Origin of the sequence: Luteimonas rhizosphaericola, assembly GCF_029888045.1 — a bacterium.
GTDB classification, from domain to species: Bacteria; Pseudomonadota; Gammaproteobacteria; order Xanthomonadales; family Xanthomonadaceae; genus Luteimonas; species Luteimonas rhizosphaericola.
Genome location: NZ_JARXRN010000028.1, coordinates 256,158 through 275,148 on the forward strand (window position 1 = coordinate 256,158; position 18,991 = coordinate 275,148).

Below are 18,991 nucleotides of genomic sequence, written 5' to 3' on the forward strand. Positions count from 1 at the left end.
CGCGGACCGGGCCGATTGTTCCGGCCGCGACGTCAACGCGAGGTCGGCGCCGCGTCAGCGGGATGTTCGGTCGCCTCCCGCAGCCAGCCGCTCCTCGACCGCGGTGAACGCCGAGCGCGCGCCGCGATCGGCCGCGTCCACGCCGGTCGCGAAGTACGTCACCCCGGTGCCGGAGGCGGGATCGATCCACAGGCCGGATTTGAGCCCGTAGGCGTCGCCGCCGTGGCCCACGCGCGCGACGCCGTCGCCGAACGGATCGTCCCCGCACCTCGGTTGCGGGGTGGCGAGGGTCTGGGTCGCCAGGCCGTAGCGGCAGAAGAAGGCGAGTGCCTGCCCGTCGCCGGCGTCCTCCTCGTGGCCGAGGCCGTTGCCGGGCGCGCGGGTCCACGCCGGCGCCAGCAGCAGGCGCACGGACGCGGGCGAGAGCAGGCGCACACCGTCGACGCTGCCTTCGTTCAGCAGCAGCCGGCCGATCTTCGCCAGGTCGTGGGCGGAGATGCGCAACCCGCCCTGCGGCGAGAACAGCGCGCCGTTCTCGCCGGCGCGCCAGCGGTCGAGGTCGCACGGCGCACCGTCCGCGACGACCACCGGGCACGGCGCGGGACCGCCGCGATGGTCGTCGCGTACCGGCGTGCGCGCCGCGTCGTACAGCACCACGGCGCGCGCAGCCGTCGCCGCGTCGCAGCTGGCCCAGTTGTAGCAGCCATCGATGCCGAGCGGCGCCAGCACCAGGCGCGCCATCAGGCGGTCGAAGCGCTCGCCGGTGGCGCGCTCCATCACCTGCGCCACCAGCGGGAAGTTCAGGTTGGCGTAGCGGAAGAAGGTGCCGGGCGCATGCGCGGCGTCCCAGGCGCGCGGATCGTCCAACAGCGGCGCCAGGGGTTCGCCGAGCGGCACCTGCCAGTAGCCGGCGCCGTCGGTGAGCGACGAGCGGTGCGAGAGCAGCAGGCGCAGGGTGATGGGCACCTCCGGCCAGTCCCGGTGGCGCAGGGTCCAGCCGAGCTGTTCGGAGATGTCGGCATCGAGGTCCAGAGTGCCGGCCTCGACCAGCCGCAGCACCGCGATCGCCACCACCAGCTTGGAGATCGAAGCCACGCGTACCGGATCGTCCGCGGTCACGGCGCGCCCGGTGGCGGTGTCGGCCGGGCCGTCGGCCTGCGTGGACGTGACGCCTTCGCGGTCGAACGCCACCCGCACCGTCGCCACCGGCCCGTCTGCGGACGCTGCGCCCGCGGCCGCCAGCAGGAGCGTGGCGACGCATGCGGCGCGCCCGATCATGCGAACACCTCCGCCAGCCGCTCCACCGCAGCCACCGACAGCGCGCGGTCGGGCGTGGTGTCGGCATTGTCGTAGTCGGAGGCCTGCTGCGCCTGCACCAGGATGCCGTCCGTGCGCGGCACCACGAACAGGTTGCGCCCGCCGTAGCCCAGCCCGTAGTCCACGCCCGGCTGCGGCACCAGGCGCGCGGTCTGCCCGCGCACCGGCACCACCGAGGCATCGCCCAGCAGGGCGCCGGCGCCATGGCCGGTGGCGTTGACCACGGTGGTCTCGCGCAGCGTCGTGAACTCGCGTGGCGCGTGGAAGGTGCGGGTCTCGATCGCGCCGCCGAGTTGGAGGAAGTCGGCCAGCAGCAGGCGGGAATAGGCGTGCAGGTTGAACACCGGCTGCGCCGCGCGGCGCACCGACACGGCGCGGAACGGATGCGCGCCGGGCGCCAGGCGTTCGGCGGCCGGGGTGATGTCGCCCAGCAGCCGCCCTTCGAGCATGGCGTAGCGCGGCTCGCGCTCGTCGCCGGCGTTCGCGCGGCGCGCGCCCGGCCCGTCGGACAGCCAGTAGAAATCGTGCCAGCCGACCGGTTCGCCCGGCAGTCCCAGCAGGGTCTGGAACGTGCGGAACGACGCGCGCGCCATGCGTTCCCACTGGGTCTCGAACGCGGGCGCGGCGTGGTCGGCCGAAGCGATGCGCGAGGCCGGCGACCACACCCCGGTGGCGAACGCCGAGGGCACCTGCGGCAGCCGTTCGCGCGCGTAGATGCGCACCTGCAGCCCGCTGCGCTGCGCCAGCAGGGCCGTGGTCAGGCCGATGGCGCCGCAGCCGACCACCGCCAGCTCGCGCGCGCCGGTCTCGCGCACCAGCCGCAGCGCCTCTTCCGCGGAACCCCAGGACAGCGACCAGCCGGCGCCGCCGTGGCCGTAGCAGTGGACGATGGTGTGGCCATCCATGCGCTCGGCCTCGATCCGCGGGCCCTGCGCGCGGAACGGTCGGGTGCAGACGTCGACGGCGATGATCCGGTCGGCGCTGGCGCGGATCGGGACCAGGGGCGCCGGCGGCGCGAAGCGTGGCGCCGGCGCCGGCGCGGCGGCCGCGCGCGGGCCGGACGCGCAGGCACCCAGCAGCGGCGGCATCGCCAGCGCCAGCGTGGACGCGCCGACGGCGTGCAGGAAGCGGCGACGGCCGGGTGCGGGCTCAACAGGGACGGGACGCATGGCGCGATGGTAGTACCTGCGCGGCGCGCCGCATTCATGCCGCTGGTGCGCCCGGCGAGGCGCGCGCTAGGATGCGGACGGGGAAGCCGCGGGGGCGGCAGGGGAAAAAGACGCATGAACGCAGGATGCAGGGCGCCGGCAGGGCGAGTGGCCCTGGCGCTGGCAGTGATGCTCGCGGCGCCATGGCTGCCGGCACGTGCGCAGATCGATCTGGGGCCGTACGTCCGCGACGCCAGTTACGACGAGATCAAGATCTCGCCCGACGGCCGGCATTTCGCGGCCACGGTGCCGATGGAGGACCGCACCGTGCTTGTGGTGCTGGACCGGGAGGCCGGCAACAAGGTGGTCGCCGGCGGCATGGGCGTGCGCGACTCGGCCGTCCGGGATTTCTGGTGGGCCGACGATTCGCGCGTGGTGCTGTCGATGGCGCAGACGCTGGGATCGGAAGACGTCCTGCGTTTCACCGGCGAACTGCACGTGCTCGAGCTCGGCAGCAAGCGGATCAGGCGCCTGTTCGGCGTGGAGGACGACCATGGCCTGGTGCAGCGCGCGGGCAGCTCGACCATCGTCGAAGAAGCCGACGTGATCGACCCGATGATCGAGAACCCGGACGAGGTGATGATCTCCACGTGGATGCCCGGGTCCACGCCGCACGGCACCCTGCCCAAGACCCATGCGGAGATGATCAACCTGCGCAGCGGACGACGCCGCGGCATCACCGTGGCGCCCGTGCGCGAGGCCACGTTCACGATCGATCCGTCCGGCGAGGTGCGTTTCGCCTCCGGCAGGGACGTGCGCAACTACAACCTGGTGTATTACCGCACCGACGCTGAGTCGCCCTGGCGCGTGGTGAACGAGGAGCAGAGGAGCGGGTTCAGCGCCTGGCCGCTTGGAATGGCCGCCGATGGCACGACCGCTTACGTTAGGATCACCCGCGACCAGGGGCCGGACGAGATCGAGGCGTGGGACATGCGCGACCTGTCGCGACGACCGCTGCTGCGCGATCCGGTGGTCGACCCGATCGCGATCGTGTTCGATGTCGACGGGCGCACGCCGGTCGGCGCGCGCTACATGGACGATGGCGTGAAGCTCCGCTTCTTCGACGAGGCGTCGGCGATCGCCCGGCGTTACCGGATGCTGGAGAAGGCGTTCCCGGGGCTGGGGCTGAAGATCACGTCCACCACCCGCGACGGCCGTCTCGCGCTCGTCCATGTCTGGAATGATCGCGAGGCAGGGCAGTACATGCTCTTCGACACGGTCGCGAAGGCCGCGAACAGCGTCTCGGCGAAGATGCTCTGGTTCGACCCTGCCGCGATGGCGCCGACCAAGCGGGTGTCCCTGCGCGCGCGCGACGGGCTCGCGCTGCATGGGTATCTCACGCGTCCGCGCACGGCTGGCGATGCCCCATTACCGCTGGTCGTGCTCGTCCACGGCGGGCCGTTCGGAGTGTTCGACACCTGGGCGTTCGACGAGGAGAGCCAACTGCTCGCGGCGGCCGGCTATGCGGTGCTGCGGGTCAATTTCCGGGGTTCAGACAACTATGGTCGCGCGTTCCGCAGCCTCGGCGCGCGCCAGTGGGGCGGGACGATGCAGGACGACCTGACCGACGCCACGCGCTGGGCGATCGAGCAGCGGATCGCCGATCCCGCCCGGATCTGCATTGCCGGCGCCAGCTACGGCGGCTATGCCGCGCTGATGGGCGTGGCGAAGGAGCCCGACCTGTACCGATGCGCCGTCGGCTACGTCGGCGTCTACGACCTGCCAGCGTTGCACGCCGACCGCGCGCGGACGCTGACATCGATGCGCTACTGGGTGGACGACTGGATGGGCGAACGCGCGACGCTGGCCGAGCGCTCGCCGGCCAACCTCGCCGATCGCATCAAGGCGCCGGTGCTGCTCGCGGCAGGCGGCGCGGACGACATCGCCCCCGCGTCCCAGACGCGCCAGATGCAGCGCGCGCTGGAAAAGGCCGGCGTGCCGGTGCGCACGTTGTACATCGACAGCGAGGGCCACGGCTTCCGCAAGCCGGAGCACCGCCGCCGCTACTACACCGAACTGCTCGCGTTCCTGTCCGACCACCTCGGCGGCGCCCGCGGCCAATAGGCGCCGCTTCCGTGACCGCGTTGGCGGTCGGGGCGGAACACGACGCTACACTGGCCATCGCGGGAGGCGGCTGATGCGCGATGGCGACCGAAGAGCGACGGACCCGGGCGCGCACGCGCCGGGCGCGTTGCCGATCGCCAGCGACGTGCGGCTGTCGGAAGTGCTGGCGCAGGTCTCGCGCGAGGCGCTGCAGGCGGACGGCCTGGACGAGGTGCTGCAGCGGCGACTGCGTCGTGCGCCGGCTTCCCGTGCCGATCGCCAGCATCATCCTGCTCGACGACGGCGGCACCCGCTTCGTCAAGGAGGTGTGGGCGGGCGATATCCCGCTGGCCGAGATCGACATGGCGATCTGGGACGTGTCGATGGGCATCGCCGGGCGCTGCGCGCGCACCGGCAAGCCGCAGCTGATCGCCGACGTGGCCGCCGATCCCGACTACGTGATGGGCAACCCCACCGTGCGCTCGGAGTACGTGGTGCCGATCCGCCACCGCGGGCGCCTGCACGGCGTGCTCAACATCGAGAGCACCGGTGACGAGTTCTTCACCGCGCAGACCTGCGCGGTGTTCGACGCGATCGCCCACCAGGTCGCCGGCGCGATCCACCTCGCGCGCGTGGTGGCCGAACTCGAAGCCGCCAACCGCAAGCTGCGCGAGCTCTCGCTCGTCGACGGCCTCACCGGGCTGGCCAACCGTCGCTGCCTCGACGAGCGCCTGGCCGACGCCTGCGCCGACGGCCAGGGGCCTCTGGCGTTTCTGCTGATCGATGCCGACTGCTTCAAGCAGCTCAACGACGCGCTCGGCCACCTGCACGGCGATGAATGCCTGCGCCGGCTGGCGCGCCTGTGCGCAGGCACCGCGACCGGGGACGATGGCCTGGCGGCACGTTACGGCGGCGACGAGCTGGCGCTGCTGCTGCCCGGGCGCGATGTCGCCGCGGCACTGGCGATCGCCGAACGGCTGCGGCGGCGCGTGGAGGAAGCGGCGATGGCGCACCCGGTCTCGGTGGTGGCGCCCTGGGTCACGGTGAGCATCGGCGTGCATGTGCTGCCGCCGGGTCCCGCGCGCACGCCGTCGCGGCTGCTCGCGGGCGCGGACCGGGCGCTGTACGCGGCCAAGCTGGCCGGACGCAACCGCGTGGCCGAAGCGCCGCCTTCGCGGACGCTGGCGGTCGATGCGCGCGCCTGAGGCGCGCGGCGGCGATCAGGCCGCGGCCGGACGCGCGCCCACGCGTTGCCGCACCGCGTCGACGTTGCGCACCTCGCGCACCTCGATGCAGCCGGTATCGGCCCAGGGCAGCTGCTGGGCCAGGCGCAGCGCGTCTTCCATGCTGTCGGCCTCGACCAGGTTGAAGCCGGCCAGCATCTCCTTGGTTTCGGCGAACGGACCGTCGACCACACTCACCTTGCCGCCGCGGCGGCGCACCGATTTCGCGCCCTTCGCCGGCTCCAGCTGCTGGAAGCCGAGCAGGGTGCCGCTGGCCTTCAGCTCGTCCGCATGTTCCAGGCAGTGGCGCATGCGGCGGTCGTAGTCGCCCTCGGGCAGGGCCTCGATCAGCGATTCGTCGGTGTACACCAGCAGCAGGTATTGCATCGGCGCGGATCCTCGGAAGTGGGGCGAGATCAGTCGGCCACGCCGGCTTCGGCGCCGCCGCGTGCGAGCGGGTCGGGCAGGGATTCGCCGCGCGCGGTGAACGCCAGCGAGACCGAGTTCAGGCAATGGCGTTCGCCGGTGGGCGCCGGGCCGTCCGGGAACACGTGGCCGAGGTGGCTGCCGCAGCGCGCGCACACCTCTTCGGTGCGGACCATGCCGTGGCTGGTGTCGCGCACGTAGCGGATGTGCTCGGGCGCGAAGGGCGCGAAGAAGCTGGGCCAGCCGGTGCCGGAATCGAACTTGGCCGACGAGCGGAACAGCGGCAGGCCACAGAGGCGGCAGGTGTAGACGCCCTCGCGCTTGTTGTCCAGGAACACGCCGCAGAACGGCGCCTCGGTGCCGTGCGCGAGCAGCACGCGGCGTTCGGCATCGTCGAGCGTGGCTTCCAGGCGGGCGCGCTGGTCTTCGCTGGGTGGCGTGAGGTCGAAACCGGACATGGCGGGTCCTCTGGCGGGGAGGCGTCAGTCGGCGCCGGGCAGCCTGAACCAGGCGTCCACGTCGCCCTTGAGCTTGATCGTCAGCGGCTGGCCGCGGCGGTCGAGCGCCTTGCCGGCGGCGACGCGTATCCAGCCTTCGCTGATGCAGTATTCCTCCACGTCGCGCCGTTCCACGCCCTTGAAGCGGATGCCGATCCCGCGTTCGAGCGCCTGCGCATCGTAGTGCGGGCTGCGTGGATCGTTGGACAGGCGGTCGGGCGGCGATTCGGTCATGGCGGCGCGGGGGCGGGAAACCGGCGCTAGTGTAGCCGACGCCTCAGTCGCGCCCGGGCACGCGGACCATGCGCCGGAGCAGGTGCTGCATGGTCGCGTCGAGGTCGGCGCACTTGCCGCCGTGCACCGGCGAGGTCTGCAGGATCGCGCTGCGCTGCGCGGTCAGCCAGTGGAAGCGCGCCCGCGGCGGCAGCAGCCCGATCGGCCCGGCGTCCGCGCCGCCGCGGCACACCGCTTCGACCGCGCCCAGCAGGCGCCGCACCAGCACCAGGTCGAGCGTGGGATCGAGCGCGAGCGCCCGGGCCTCGTCGAGTTCGATGCGCACGTCCAGGTGCTTGCGCGCCGCGCACGAGAGCAGGATGCCCACGTTGATGAACTCGCCGCGCTCGACCCGCGGCACCAGCCGCAGCACGGCGTAGTCGTAGAACTCAGGCGCGTGCATCGGCGATCCCCGCGAGCCAGGCCTCGCGCTGCCGCAGGCGGCGCACCAGGTACGCGACGTAGGCACGGCGCTGGCCGTCGGCATCTGCGAACGCGTCCGGTCCCTGCAGCCAGGCGTCGGGCACGGCAGTGACGATGGCGGCGATCGCCTCCGGTGTGAGCCGCGGCGCGAGTTCCGAGTCCGCCTGTCCGATGCGGTCGGCCGCGGCCAGCAGCACGTGGTCGCGGATCAGCGGGAACGGCGCGTCGGCGCGCGCCGGATCGCCGTCCCATCCGTGGTGGAAGTACAGCGCCGCGCCGTGGTCGATCAGGGTCAGGCGTCCGTGCCACAGCATCAGGTTGGGATTGCGCGCAGTGCGGTCGACATTGCTGCACAGCGTGTCGAACCAGACGATGCGCGAGGCCAGCGCCGGATCGGGTTCCCACGCCAGCGGGTCGAAGTTGGCCGCCCCGGGCAGGTAGTCGAGCGCGAGGTTGAGGCCGTCGCTGGCGCGGATCAGTGCCTGGATCTCCGGATCGCCCTCGGTGCGGGCCAGCAGCGGGTCGAGCTCGGCGAACACGATCTCCGGCACCTCGAGCCCGAGCGCGCGGCCGAGTTCGCCGACGATCCATTCGGCCACCAGCGCGCGCGGCCCCTGGCCGGCGCCGCGGAACTTGAGCACGTACATCCCGTCGTCGTCGGCTTCGACCACGGCCGGCATCGAGCCGCCTTCGCGCAGCGGGGTGACGTAGCGGGTGACCTGGACGGTGCGCGGCATGGCCGCAAGGATATCCGTCCCGCAAGCGGTGCGCGCCGGGTCAGGGCGCTTCGCGTCGCCCCTGCGCCTTGGCCCGCGCGATCACCGCGCGCACCAGGGCGCGGTCGCGGTGGCGCGAGATCGCCACCGCGCCGAGCGCGATCGCGTACTCGCGCAGCTCCGCGTTGACGTCGTAGTGCGCGCCGCTGGTCTTGTCCTGGAACGCGTGCCGCGGCAGTCCCAGGCGCGCGGCGAAGGCGTGCAGCTCGTCGAGCGAATCGGCCATCAGGTGCGCCCAGCGCCGGCCGCGCCAGAGGGTGACCGCATCGTCGACATACACCGTCATGGCGGGAGCATACCAACGGCGCCGTGCATGGCCGGCGCGCTGCGCCCCGTGTCGCCGCGCGACGATGTATTCGGTCTGCCCGGGGGAACTGCCCTCCGGGGCGCCCGGGTCCGCCGACTCCCGCGCCACGGCCAGGAACGCGAAAGCCCCGCTGGCCGGGGCTTTCGGAAGAGATTGCAGTTGTCCGCCGGCGGCCTGGCGGATCAGTTGCTGGCCACCGACGTGCGCCGCAACTCGTCGCGCACCCACTCGTCGATCATGCGCTTTTCGTAGTAGAGATTCTCGCGGCCGCCGACATTGCTGCCGCCCATCAGATAGCCGGTGTCGCGCAGCTCCCGGCTGCCTTCGGCCAGCACGCTGCCGTCGGCGCCGTAGTGGTGGAACTCCAGCTTCATCGACGGCGGGTAGTGGTCGCGCAGGATGCGCACGTCCTGCATCTGAATGCCGTGCCAGGGCTCGTAGCGGCCGGCTCGGCCGATGTCGGTGATGGTCACCTCCATCCGCTCGCCCTCGGGCAGTCGCCTGGTGGCGGTGTCGCGCAGGTGTTCGGCCAGCTGGCGGACCCAGTCGCCCTGGGCGGCGCGCCAGCGGTTGCCGCTGAACTTCAGGTCGGTGAATTCCGCCGGGTCGCTCCACTGCACCGCGACCGGACCTTCGTCCGGCAGGCTGCGGGGGGCGTCGGGGTCGGTGACGTTGCGGGTCTTGGCGCCGGCGGTGGCGGTCGCGAGCAGGACCAGCAGGACCAGCAGGAGGCGTGCGGTGCGGATCATGGCAGGGCTCCGTGAGTGCAGCGCCAGTCTGCGCCCGCGGGGCTTAACGGTCCAGAACGATCGCCCGCCGCGACCGGGGGGCGACGCCGGCGTTCACGCGCCGCAGGCGAGGGGCGCGGCGATCATGCGGCCCGACGCCCCGCGAGGACCTGCTGTGATCCGACTGACCCATCTGTATGCCCTGTGCCTGGCGCTCGCCCCGCTGTCCGCGGCAGCGGCCGACGGTGCCCCGCTCACGCCCGAGAAGGTCAATGCCGCCACTGGCGATGCGCCTGGCGCGCTGCTGCGGGCGCAGGTGCTGCTGGAACGGGCGCGCTTCTCGCCCGGCGAGATCGACGGCGGCGCCGGCAGCAACACCACGCGCGCGATCGCCGGGTTCCAGCGCGCGCACGACCTCGAGCCCAGCGGCGAACTCGACGAGGCCACCTGGAAGGCGCTCGGCGAGGACGACGCCCCCGCGCTGGTCACCTATGCCCTCACCGCCGAGGATGTCGCCGGCCCGTTCCGGGAGATTCCCGACGACACGATGGCCAAGGCGGAACTGGAGTCGCTCGGCTTCGAGTCGGTCGAAGAGGCGGTCGCCGAGAAGTTCCAGGCCTCGCCGGCGCTGATCGCGCGGCTGAATCCGGGCAAGGCGCTGAAGGCCGGGACCGAACTGGTGGTGCCCAACGTCGCCGGCCTGCCCGAACTGGCGCCCGCGGCCACCGTGGTCGTGGACAGGAGCGATTCGGTGCTGCGCCTTCAGGACGGCGAAGGCAAGGTCTATGCACAGTTCCCGGCCTCCACCGGCAGCGAGCACGACCCGCTGCCGATCGGCGAATGGAAGATCAACACCGTCGCAACCGATCCGACCTACCACTACAACCCGGAGCTGTTCTGGGATGCCGACAAGTCGCAGTCCAAGGCCACCCTGCCGCCGGGGCCGAACAGCCCGGTCGGCACGGTCTGGATCGACCTGTCCAAGGAGCACTACGGCATCCACGGCACGCCCGATCCGGAGAAGGTCGGCAAGGCCGAGTCCTACGGCTGCATCCGTCTGACCAACTGGAGCGCGCGCGCGGTGGCCGCCGCGGTCCAGGCCGGCACGCCCGCCCAGCTGCAGGAGTGACCGCGATGCGCTGGCTGCTGGCGCTGGTGCTCGCCCTGCTGGCGGCGAACCTCGCGTGGTGGGCGTGGCGTGGGCAGGCAGGGCCGTTGTGGAGCGAGCGGCCGACGGCTGCGGTGACCGCGCCCGAAGCGCCCGTGCCCGCCCCGGGCTCGGACACGGTGCAGCCCGTGCCTGCGACCGCAGCCGTGCCCGAGGGTGCGGAGACGCCGGGCATGACGGGGGCGGCGCAAACGCGTACGGCAGCGCCGACCGCCTCCGTCGCTCCGCCCCCCGGCCGTCCGTCCGGGACCCGGGCGCCGGCGCCGACCGGCCTGCTCGTGCCGGTGCAGGGGATCGCGCCGGCGCAACTGTCCGACACCTTCGGCGATGCGCGCGGCGACGAGCGCATGCACGAGGCGCTGGACATTATGGCGCCTGCCGGTACGCCCGTGCTCGCCGTGGCCGACGGCCGCATCGAGAAGCTGTTCGACAGCGACCGCGGCGGCCTGACCATCTACCAGTTCGAGCCGAGCGGAGCCTGGTGCTACTACTACGCGCACCTGCAGTCCTACGCGCCGGGGCTTGCCGAGGGCCAGGCGGTCCGGCGCGGCGAGGTGATCGGCTACGTCGGCAGCACCGGCAATGCGGATCCGACCGCCCCGCACCTGCACTTCGCGATATTCGCGCTGACCCCCGAACGGCAGTGGTGGACCGGAACGCCGGTCAATCCGTATCCGCTGCTCATGGGCGCCGGATCGCGCTGAGTCCGGTGCCGACCCGCGCGGCCGGACGCGCGTGAGGCGGCTGCGCCCGCCGGCGCACGGATGAGCCGCGAGCGGCGTGGGCGCTGGGCCGACGGGACACGGCCGCCGGCGATTGGGCTACGCTAGGGCGGTCGTCACCCGACACAGGGCACACCATGGATGGAGTGAGGGACACCGGCGCCCGGGCAAGGCGCGCAGCGCTTGCGAAGGGGACGGCCAGCCTCTGGCGCACCTTCTGGCTGCTGGGCCTCTGCACGCTCTGGCTGACGGCCTGCGACGCGGTGCTGTCGTCGGCCGAACCGCGCTCGCGACACCAGGCCGCCCTCGAGCGCGCCTTCCCCGATCCGCGCGCGCAGGCGCTGGCGATCGCCGCCGAACAGGGCGACGCGGCCGAAGTGCGGCGGCTGATGCAGGACGAAGGCATCGATCCGGACACGGTCTTCGGCGGCCACGACGGCGGCATGCCGCTGCTGGCCTGGCCGATCTACGCGAAGAGCCCGGCCGGGCTGCGCGCCATGCTCGAGGCCGGCGCGGATCCGAATGCCAAGAAGCGCTCGCCCAGCACGCGCGGCGAGCGCTACCACGCCAACACCATGGTCTGGGCCGCGGAGAACGAGGACCCGGAGTACCTGCGCCTGCTGCTCGAGCACGGCGGCGATCCCGACACCCGCAACGGCAACGACGAAGCCCTGCTGTTCCACGCCTTCATCAAGCAGAACCAGTGGCGCAACGTGCAGCTGCTGGTGGAGCGGGGGGCGGATGTCAATATCGAAGCGTCGCCAGCTTCGACGATCCTTGCGACCTATGCGTCGATGGGCGGTTTTATGATGTCGCACTGGCTGCTGGAGCACGGCGCAGATCCGACCTTGGACTACGCTTACAGCAAGCCGGTGAAACGTCCCGACTCGCATGCCATCGAGGCGATCTTCTGGCATCCAGGAAACCCCGTCGATCCAAGTTGGCAGCGCAAATGCCAGCAATGGCTTTCGTCGCAAGGACATGAACGTCCTCCAATGCCCGAGCAATATCGCTTGATGCGGGAGCGGCTGGGTTTTCCCCATGAAGAAGCGCGGATCCCGATGCTCTGATGGCTTACGACAAGGATGTCGATATGAAACCTAACGAACGGACCGCGTTGCTTGATGAGCTCAAAGTCTCAGGCGACGCCATTGCATCTTCGTCCGCGGAGGCGCTCTCGGAGCTGTATCACGCCCGCCAGATGGCGTTGATCGCGCAGGACAGTTACGAAGCGGCCCGAAACAGCGGGGAGGCCCCTGCGGGCTGGATCCGCGCCAGCGGCGACCTTGCGGCCCTCAGGAAGCTCATACCTGATGTCGGGGTGTCGGATGAGCAACTTCGCTCGATGCTGAAACCCGACGAGTCAGGTTTTCGCGCAGAGATCTACATTCCGGATCCAACGATCCTCGGGCCCGGTTTCAAGCCGACCCTGGTGTTCAAGGGCTCCGCCGGGGAAGTCATCGGACCGGACGGAGCTTCGCGGGAGACGGCGGCCGAAGACTTTCTGGCCAACAACTTCCCTCAGTCCGTTGGGCTCAAGACGGACTACTACGACCGCGCGATGAATCTGGGAGTCTTCTTGCGGAGAAGCGGCCTCGACTTCGACATCACCGGTCACAGTCTCGGCGGCGGCATGGCGTCCGCGGCATCGGCCGTCACCGGCATGCGTGCGACGACCCACAACGCCGCCGGACTGCATCCGGAGACCGCGCGCCGCTTCGCCGCCGAGCAGGGCGGCCTGCCGCTGTACGACACCGCGCAGACGGTCACCGCGTGGCAGGTACGGGGCGAGGTGCTCAACGACGGCGTCCAGCGCGATCTCGCCGGCCTGGGGGAACGCGATCGCCGGCGGCTGGCGGGGCTGCTGGCGGATACGGCCTCGCTGCTGCGTGAACTGCCGCAGGCGCGCGAGACGCTCGAGCAGGCGATGGCCGCGCACCTGCCCGAGAACGCGCATCCCACGGTGCACGCATTCCTGGACCGGCTCGCGCGGCCCGATGCCGCCGCCCTGATCCGCGACCTGCCGCCGGCGGCCGGCGATCGCAGGCCGCCGCTGGTGGCAATGACCGAGCACGACCGCGCCCTGGTGCGGCGCGAGGAAGCGGCCTCGATGGCCGAGCTCCATCGCCTGGCCGGGCCGCTGCTGCAGGTGGCCGCGTCCACCGCCCGTGGCGCCGAACTGGGCCGTTCCGCGGGCGAACTCGTGGCGAGCGGCGGGCGGATTGCCGATGGCGGGCTGGACTGGACCGGAGCGCGCGCATCGGAGGCGTGGGCGCAGGCGGGCGACATCAGCGAACGAGGCTACCGCCTCGCCGGGATCACCGCGCAGTGGGGCGCGCAGTCGCTGGGCGACGTCGCGGGCCACTGGCGCCGGGCGCAGGCCGGGGCGGAAGCGCTGGCAGTCCAGGCCGAAGCCTGGATGGACGCGCGGCGCGAGCAGGCGGCGGCCTCGCTCACGCGGGTGGTGGGCTGGGCCGCCGGCGCCCATTCGGGCGCGACCGCCGACCGCCTCGAAGCCCAGGCCGACGGCATGGCCGCGATGCTTGAGGCGCGGGCCGCGCAGTCGCGCGCGCACGGCAAAGCCGCCGCGGCAGACGCGGTGGAGCGCGGGCGGCAATCGGCCGCCACGTTCGAAATGATCGGCGACGCGCTCGGCCAGGCCGCGCACGCGGACATCGCGCGTCGCGGCGAGGCCGCGCGTGGAGCGCTGCACGCGGTGGGCGCCCGGATGCAGGTCGCCTTCGATGCGGCCGGGGAGCCGATCGCCGCCGGCACGGGGCGCGCGCCGGCGGCAGGCGCGGCCATCGGCGCCACCACCGGCGCGATCACGGGGGCCGCGACCACCTACCGACCCGATTCCCCGTTCACCGCCTTCGACGTGACCGCCACCGTGCGGCTGTGGCGCGAGGCGCCGGCGGCGCTGCACGAATCGGTGCAGCGCCACGGCATGGCCAGCGCGATGATCCCGAGCCTGGACGCCGAGATCGCGCGCCAGGAGCAGGCCGCGCGCGCACTGCTGCGCGATCGCCGGCCCGCAGAGTCTGCGCAGGCGCCCGCACGCGAAGGCGCCGGCGAGGCCGACGCGGGTGCCCGCAGCGGTCGCGCGCCGGAGCCGGCGGGCGCGGTCCGCAACCCGCTGTGGCAGGGCGAATCGGGCCGGGCGCTGGGGCGGCTGCTGGACGCGCTGCGCGACGGCGATGCCGACCGCATCGGTGCGGCATCCGCGGACCTCCTCGATACCCGCGCCGCGCGCGACTGGCTGCAGGCGGGGGTGGCGAAGCTGGAGGCGACGCCGGCGCGGCGTTCGGCCGAACACGAAGCGCTTGCCTGCCCCGCGCCCGCGCACGCACCCGAGGCGATGCAGGCGCGTTGATCCGTTCGGCGGCGCGTCGCGTCGCGGCCCGACCCGACCGCCGCCTCGGCTCAGACTTCAGTCCAGCAGCGGCTCCAGCGCCGGCCACACGTGGTCGAGCAGCTTCGGCTGCGCGGCGACGGTCGGATGCAGGTTGTCGTCCTGGAAGGCGCCCCGGTCGAGCGCGATGGGCTCGAGCAGGAACGGCAACAGCGCGGTGTCGAACAGCTTCGCCAGATCGCGGTAGTTGCGTTCGAAGCCGGCGGTGTAGTCCGGGCCGAGGTTGGGCGGCATGCGCATGCCGACCAGCAGCACCTTCGCGCCCACATGCTGCGAGGCGCCGATCATCCGCGCCAGGTTGCGGCGCGCCTCGGCCAGCGGCAGGCCACGCAGGCCGTCGTTGGCGCCCAGCGCGATCACCACCACGCCCGGGCGATGGCGCAGCACCTCGTCGACGATCCGCGACGAGCCGCCGGCCGTGGTCTCGCCGCTGATGCTCGCGTTGACCACGCGCCAGCCGGGCTTCTCGCGCACCAGCCGCTCGCCGAGCAGCGACACCCAGCCTTCCGGCGCGGCCATGCCGTAGCCCGCCGACAGCGAATCGCCCATCACCAGCACCGTGCGCTGCGCAGGAGCGGCCGTGGCGGCCGCGGGGGTCTTGGCGAACGCCGGCAGCAGCGCCAGCAGCGCGACCAAACCGATGGCCCATTGCATCCCGCGCCGGCAGGCCGCATAACCAGCTTTCATCTGTACTCCTCGTCCGTCTCGCGCACCGGTGGCGCCTGCGGTCCACGATAACCAATCCGGAATGAACATGGCCGACGCCCCCGCGCCGCTTGCCGCTGCCCCCCGTCCCGCCCCCTCCACTCCATCCACCGCCGCTGCGCTGCAGGTCCAGGGCCTGGGCAAGCGGGTGATGCTGCCCTCGGGCGAACTGGTGATCCTCGACGGCGTGGGCTTCGACATCGCCGCCGGCGAAGTGGTCGCGGTCGTCGGCGCGTCGGGCTCGGGCAAGAGCACGCTGCTGTCGCTGCTGGCCGGACTGGATACGCCCAGCGCCGGTACGGTGACGCTCGGCGGCGATCGGATCTCCACCCTCGACGAGGACGGCCGCGCCCGCGTGCGCGGCGACCGGGTCGGCTTCGTGTTCCAGAACTTCCAGTTGCTGCCCTCGCTGACCGCGCTGGAGAACGTCATGCTGCCGCTGGAGCTGCGCGGCGATGCCGACGCCGAGGCGCCGGCGCGCGAGATGCTGCGCAAGGTCGGGCTGGGCGAGCGCCTGGGCCACTATCCGAAGCAGCTTTCGGGCGGCGAGCAGCAGCGCGTGGCGCTGGCGCGCGCGTTCGTGACCCGGCCGTCGCTGCTGTTCGCCGACGAGCCGACCGGCAACCTCGACACCAGCACCGGGCAGGCGATCATCGAACTGCTGTTCGCCATGAACGCCGAGGCCGGCACCACCCTGGTCCTGGTGACCCACGACGACCACCTCGCCGCGCGCTGCCACCGCACCCTGCGGCTGGACAGCGGGCGCCTGGTCGCGGACGAGCGCCGGTGAGCCGCGCATGAGGACGCTCGCCCTCGCCTGGCGCCAGCTGCGCCGCGACCTCAAGGCCGGCGACATCCGCATCCTCGCCGGCGCCCTGGTGCTGGCGGTGGTGGCGGTGTCCTCGGTCGGCTTCGTCACCGACCGCGCCGAGCGCGCGCTGGCGATGGAGGCCAACCGCCTGCTCGGCGGCGACGCGCTGGTGCGCGGCGACGCGCCGATCGAAGGCGCGGTGCTGGAGGCGGCATCGGCGCCCGGACTGCAGCGCACGCAGACGGTCGAACTCGACAGCATGATCCGGGTCGGCGAGGGCGGCGACGCGCGCCTGCAGCTGGGCGACCTGCGCGCGCTGGGCGACGGCTTCCCGCTGCGCGGCAGTTTCCGCATCGCCGGCGCCGACGGCGTCGAACGCGACGCGGGCGCGATCCCGGAGCCCGGCACGCTGTGGCTCAGCCGCGCCGGCGCCGACACGCTGGGCGCGCGCATCGGCGACGAGGTCGGCATCGGCACCCGCAGCTTCCGCCTCGCCGCGCTGGTGGTGCAGGAGCCGGACGCGTCGATCGACTACTTCAACGTCGCTCCCAAGGCCTTCCTCAACCTCGCCGACCTGCCGGCGACCGGGCTGGTGCAGGAAGGCAGCCGCATCCGCTACCGGCTGGTGGTGGCGGGCGACGCGGCCGCGGTCGAACGCTTCGCCGCCGCCGCGCGCGACAACCTCGGCCGCGGGCAGCGGATCGAGACCATCACCGACGCGCGTCCCGAAGTACGGTCGGCGCTGGACCGCGCCGGCCGGTTCCTCGGACTGGCCGCGCTGGTCTCGGTGGTGCTGGCCGCGGTCGCGGTGGCGATGGCCGCGCGCCGGCACAGCGAGCGGCACCTTTCGGGCGTGGCGGTGATGCGCTGCCTCGGCGCGCAGCAGCGCACCCTGGTGGGCATCCATGTCGGCGAACTGCTGCTGCTGGGGCTGATCGCCTGCACGGTGGGCGTCGCAATCGCGTTCGCGCTGCAGTGGTCGGTGGCCGGCTGGCTGGCGCAGGCGCTGAAGGTCGACATTCCGCCGGCGAGCCTGTGGCCGGCGCTGCGCGGCTATGGCGTCGGGCTGGTGGTGCTGCTGGCCTTCGGCGCACCGCCGGTGCTGGCGCTGCGCCGCGTGCCGGCGCTGCGGGTGCTGCGCCGCGACCTCGATGGCGCCGAGCCGTCGGCGTGGCTGGTCGCGCTCGCCGGCCTCGGCGGCCTGGCCGCGCTGCTGTGGTGGCAGGCCGGATCGGCCACCCTGGCGCTGTCGATGCTGGTCGGCATCGCCGCGACTCTCGCGGTGCTGGCGCTGATCGCCTGGGCGCTGATCGTGGCCGTGCGCCGGCTGCGCACGCGCCTGCGCGGCGCGCTGCGCTACGGGCTGGCGAACGTCAGCCGTCGCGCCGGCACCTCGATCGCCCAGGTCAGCGCGCTGGGTCTGGGGCTGATGGCGCTGCTGCTGCTGACCTTCGTGCGCACCGACCTGCTCGACCGCTGGCAGATGTCGCTGGCCGAGAACGCGCCCAACCGCTTCATCATCAACGTGCAGTCCGACCAGATCGGCCCGGTGCGCGAGTTCATCGCCGCGCAGGGCGTGGCCGAACCGGTGCTGTTCCCGATGGTCCGCGCGCGCCTGGTCGAGCGCAACGGCGCGCCGGTCAGCGGCGCCGACTACGAAGGCCGCAGCGGCGACGCCGACCAGGACCGGCAGGCGCAGCGGCGCGCGGAGCGCGAGTTCAACCTGTCGATGGCCGATGCCCTGCGCGACGACAACCAGGTCACCGCCGGGACGTTCTGGACCGGCACGCCGGCCTCGCCGGAGCTGTCGGTGGAAGAAGGCTTCGCCGCGGACCTGGGCTGGAAGCTCGGCGACCGGATCGCGTTCGACATCGCCGGCCAGCGCTTCGAGGCCCCGATCACCAGCCTGCGCAGCGTGGAGTGGGAAAGCTTCCAGCCCAACTTCTTCGTCGTGGCCTCGCCCGGCGCGCTCGACGGCTATCCGGCCAGCCACATCACCGCGGTGCAGGTGCCGCCGGAGCGCAACCGCTTCACCGCCGAGCTGGTGCAGGCGTTCCCGAACCTGTCGGTGATCGACGTCGACGCGGTGCTGGCGCAGGTGCGCTCGACCGCTGACCAGGTCTCGACCGTGGTCCAGGTGGTGTTCTGGTTCTCGCTGCTGGCGGGCGTGCTGGTGCTGCTGGCGGCGGTGAGCGCCAGCCAGGACGAGCGCCTGCTGGAAGGCGGGGTGATGCGCGCGCTCGGCGGCAGCCGCCGTCAGCTGCGCATGGCGCAGGTGTCGGAGTTCGCGGCGATCGGGCTGCTCGCCGGGCTGGTGGCGGCGATCGCGGCCTCGGTGCTGGCTGGCGTGATCGCGACCCAGGTGTTCGACCTGCCGTGGCGGCAGAACTGGACCCTGGCGGTCGTGGGCAGCGCCGTCGGCGTCGCCATGACCCTGCTGGCGGGGCTGTTCGCGACCCGCAAGGTGCTCGACGCGCCGCCGTCGGCGACGCTGCGCGAACTGCAGGGGTGAGTGCGGTGCAGCCGATCGCATTCACGCTGGAGGGCGACTTCGTCGAGCTGCACCAGCTGCTCAAGCTGTGCGGACTGGTCGACAGCGGCGGCGCCGGCAAGGCGCTGGTCTCGAGCGGGGCGGTGCAGGTCGATGGCGAGGTCGAAATGCGCCGCACCTGCAAGATCCGCGCGGGGCAGACGGTGGACGCGGGCGGCGTGCGGATCGTGGTGGTGGCGCAGCCCTGATCGCGATGATCCGCGTGGCCCACCCCGTCGCCTGCGCATTTCGCGTCACACCGTCCAGGTAAGCGCAGCCCGACTGGGCCTGCGTGACCGTTGCGGCCCGACGCGTGAGTGACGAGGCTGCGATCCCCGGATGCGGCCGTTGGCCTTATCCGGGCTACGCGAGCAGGCATGCGTAGCCCGGGTAAGCGAAGCGCACCCGGGGGGGCAGGCGGC

At 72.6% G+C, this 18,991-nt stretch carries 19 protein-coding genes; 9 read left to right on the forward strand and 10 right to left on the reverse strand.

The genetic code is table 11. The features are described from left to right. Positions 1–54: 54 nt before the first annotated feature. Entirely contained in the window at positions 55–1,278 is a 1,224-nt protein-coding gene (locus QFW80_RS13630) for a serine hydrolase domain-containing protein (RefSeq protein WP_280602521.1), read from the reverse strand. Continuing rightward, entirely contained in the window at positions 1,275–2,486 is a 1,212-nt protein-coding gene (locus QFW80_RS13635; RefSeq protein ID WP_425603582.1) for an FAD-dependent oxidoreductase, read from the reverse strand. The genes QFW80_RS13630 and QFW80_RS13635 overlap by 4 nt, the downstream gene beginning before the upstream one ends. Before the next feature lie 114 nt (positions 2,487–2,600). Between QFW80_RS13635 and QFW80_RS13640 the strand changes: the two genes are divergently transcribed. Both QFW80_RS13640 and QFW80_RS13645 read left to right on the forward strand, forming a co-directional pair. Continuing rightward, entirely contained in the window at positions 2,601–4,589 is a 1,989-nt protein-coding gene (locus QFW80_RS13640; RefSeq protein WP_280602522.1) for an alpha/beta hydrolase family protein, read from the forward strand. A gap of 233 nt (positions 4,590–4,822) precedes the next feature. Then, positions 4,823–5,773 (forward strand): GGDEF domain-containing protein, encoded by a 951-nt coding sequence (locus QFW80_RS13645; RefSeq protein ID WP_280602523.1) that lies wholly within the window; start codon positions 4,823–4,825, stop codon positions 5,771–5,773. A 15-nt stretch (positions 5,774–5,788) separates the two neighbouring features. On the opposite strand, the gene QFW80_RS13650 is transcribed toward QFW80_RS13645, so the two are convergent. From QFW80_RS13650 to QFW80_RS13680, 7 genes are all read right to left on the reverse strand, one after another. Continuing rightward, entirely contained in the window at positions 5,789–6,178 is a 390-nt protein-coding gene (locus QFW80_RS13650; RefSeq protein WP_280602524.1) for a YciI family protein, read from the reverse strand. Between the two features lie 29 nt (positions 6,179–6,207). After that, entirely contained in the window at positions 6,208–6,675 is a 468-nt protein-coding gene (gene msrB, locus QFW80_RS13655; protein ID WP_280602525.1) for a peptide-methionine (R)-S-oxide reductase MsrB, read from the reverse strand. Positions 6,676–6,699: 24 nt separating this feature from the next. Then, complete coding sequence (locus tag QFW80_RS13660) at positions 6,700–6,948, reverse strand: DUF3297 family protein (RefSeq protein WP_280602526.1); 249 nt, start codon at positions 6,946–6,948, stop codon at positions 6,700–6,702. Positions 6,949–6,991: 43 nt separating this feature from the next. Further along, on the reverse strand, positions 6,992–7,390 hold the full coding sequence (locus tag QFW80_RS13665; RefSeq protein WP_280602527.1) for a DUF3037 domain-containing protein: 399 nt from the start codon (positions 7,388–7,390) through the stop codon (positions 6,992–6,994). Continuing rightward, positions 7,377–8,147, reverse strand: a complete 771-nt coding sequence (locus tag QFW80_RS13670) for a HipA family kinase (RefSeq protein ID WP_280602528.1) — start codon at positions 8,145–8,147, stop codon at positions 7,377–7,379. The genes QFW80_RS13665 and QFW80_RS13670 overlap by 14 nt, the downstream gene beginning before the upstream one ends. Positions 8,148–8,187: 40 nt before the next feature. Continuing rightward, positions 8,188–8,472 carry a DUF4031 domain-containing protein gene (locus tag QFW80_RS13675; RefSeq protein WP_280602529.1) on the reverse strand — a complete coding sequence of 95 codons (285 nt, stop codon included), beginning with the start codon at positions 8,470–8,472 and terminating at the stop codon, positions 8,188–8,190. Between the two features lie 203 nt (positions 8,473–8,675). Beyond that, on the reverse strand, positions 8,676–9,242 hold the full coding sequence (locus QFW80_RS13680; RefSeq protein ID WP_280602530.1) for a DUF3016 domain-containing protein: 567 nt from the start codon (positions 9,240–9,242) through the stop codon (positions 8,676–8,678). A gap of 163 nt (positions 9,243–9,405) precedes the next feature. Here QFW80_RS13680 and QFW80_RS13685 point away from each other — a divergent pair, with 163 nt between their 5' ends. The 4 genes from QFW80_RS13685 (at position 9,406) to QFW80_RS13700 (ending at position 14,484) form a co-directional block, all read left to right on the forward strand. After that, positions 9,406–10,350, forward strand: coding sequence for a L,D-transpeptidase family protein (locus QFW80_RS13685; protein ID WP_425603593.1), 945 nt, complete (start codon positions 9,406–9,408; stop codon positions 10,348–10,350). 5 nt (positions 10,351–10,355) lie between these two features. Next, on the forward strand, positions 10,356–11,093 hold the full coding sequence (locus QFW80_RS13690) for a M23 family metallopeptidase (RefSeq protein ID WP_280602532.1): 738 nt from the start codon (positions 10,356–10,358) through the stop codon (positions 11,091–11,093). A 164-nt stretch (positions 11,094–11,257) separates the two neighbouring features. Continuing rightward, entirely contained in the window at positions 11,258–12,181 is a 924-nt protein-coding gene (locus QFW80_RS13695) for an ankyrin repeat domain-containing protein (RefSeq protein WP_280602533.1), read from the forward strand. 131 nt (positions 12,182–12,312) lie between these two features. Continuing rightward, entirely contained in the window at positions 12,313–14,484 is a 2,172-nt protein-coding gene (locus tag QFW80_RS13700) for a Tle-like phospholipase domain-containing protein (RefSeq protein WP_486624500.1), read from the forward strand. A gap of 57 nt (positions 14,485–14,541) precedes the next feature. On the opposite strand, the gene QFW80_RS13705 is transcribed toward QFW80_RS13700, so the two are convergent. Then, a complete protein-coding gene (locus QFW80_RS13705; protein WP_280602535.1) occupies positions 14,542–15,210 on the reverse strand; it encodes an arylesterase in 669 nt (222 codons plus the stop codon). 67 nt (positions 15,211–15,277) lie between these two features. On the opposite strand from QFW80_RS13705, the gene QFW80_RS13710 reads away from it, so the two are divergent. From QFW80_RS13710 to QFW80_RS13720, 3 genes are read left to right on the forward strand one after another with little or no spacing between them, the layout of a single operon-like run. Next, positions 15,278–16,018: an ABC transporter ATP-binding protein gene (locus QFW80_RS13710; protein ID WP_280602536.1), complete on the forward strand. Its 741-nt coding sequence runs from the start codon at positions 15,278–15,280 to the stop codon at positions 16,016–16,018. 7 nt (positions 16,019–16,025) lie between these two features. Beyond that, positions 16,026–18,551 (forward strand): ABC transporter permease, encoded by a 2,526-nt coding sequence (locus QFW80_RS13715; RefSeq protein ID WP_280602537.1) that lies wholly within the window; start codon positions 16,026–16,028, stop codon positions 18,549–18,551. Positions 18,552–18,556: 5 nt separating this feature from the next. Continuing rightward, positions 18,557–18,778 (forward strand): RNA-binding S4 domain-containing protein, encoded by a 222-nt coding sequence (locus tag QFW80_RS13720; RefSeq protein WP_280602538.1) that lies wholly within the window; start codon positions 18,557–18,559, stop codon positions 18,776–18,778. Positions 18,779–18,991: the final 213 nt, after the last annotated feature.

Excerpts from the sequence above, each read along its gene's own strand:
- QFW80_RS13675 (WP_280602529.1), bottom strand. The coding sequence starts at position 8,472 with ATGACGGTGTATGTCGACGATGCGGTCACCCTCTGGCGCGGCCGGCGC.
- QFW80_RS13630 (WP_280602521.1), bottom strand. The coding sequence starts at position 1,278 with ATGATCGGGCGCGCCGCATGCGTCGCCACGCTCCTGCTGGCGGCCGCG.
- QFW80_RS13690 (WP_280602532.1), top strand. The coding sequence starts at position 10,356 with ATGCGCTGGCTGCTGGCGCTGGTGCTCGCCCTGCTGGCGGCGAACCTC.
- QFW80_RS13670 (WP_280602528.1), bottom strand. The coding sequence starts at position 8,147 with ATGCCGCGCACCGTCCAGGTCACCCGCTACGTCACCCCGCTGCGCGAA.
- QFW80_RS13650 (WP_280602524.1), bottom strand. The coding sequence starts at position 6,178 with ATGCAATACCTGCTGCTGGTGTACACCGACGAATCGCTGATCGAGGCC.
- QFW80_RS13680 (WP_280602530.1), bottom strand. The coding sequence starts at position 9,242 with ATGATCCGCACCGCACGCCTCCTGCTGGTCCTGCTGGTCCTGCTCGCG.
- QFW80_RS13635 (WP_425603582.1), bottom strand. The coding sequence starts at position 2,486 with ATGCGTCCCGTCCCTGTTGAGCCCGCACCCGGCCGTCGCCGCTTCCTG.
- QFW80_RS13715 (WP_280602537.1), top strand. The coding sequence starts at position 16,026 with ATGAGGACGCTCGCCCTCGCCTGGCGCCAGCTGCGCCGCGACCTCAAG.
- QFW80_RS13640 (WP_280602522.1), top strand. The coding sequence starts at position 2,601 with ATGAACGCAGGATGCAGGGCGCCGGCAGGGCGAGTGGCCCTGGCGCTG.
- QFW80_RS13665 (WP_280602527.1), bottom strand. The coding sequence starts at position 7,390 with ATGCACGCGCCTGAGTTCTACGACTACGCCGTGCTGCGGCTGGTGCCG.
- QFW80_RS13700 (WP_486624500.1), top strand. The coding sequence starts at position 12,313 with ATGGCGTTGATCGCGCAGGACAGTTACGAAGCGGCCCGAAACAGCGGG.
- QFW80_RS13710 (WP_280602536.1), top strand. The coding sequence starts at position 15,278 with ATGGCCGACGCCCCCGCGCCGCTTGCCGCTGCCCCCCGTCCCGCCCCC.
- QFW80_RS13705 (WP_280602535.1), bottom strand. The coding sequence starts at position 15,210 with ATGAAAGCTGGTTATGCGGCCTGCCGGCGCGGGATGCAATGGGCCATC.
- msrB (WP_280602525.1), bottom strand. The coding sequence starts at position 6,675 with ATGTCCGGTTTCGACCTCACGCCACCCAGCGAAGACCAGCGCGCCCGC.
- QFW80_RS13660 (WP_280602526.1), bottom strand. The coding sequence starts at position 6,948 with ATGACCGAATCGCCGCCCGACCGCCTGTCCAACGATCCACGCAGCCCG.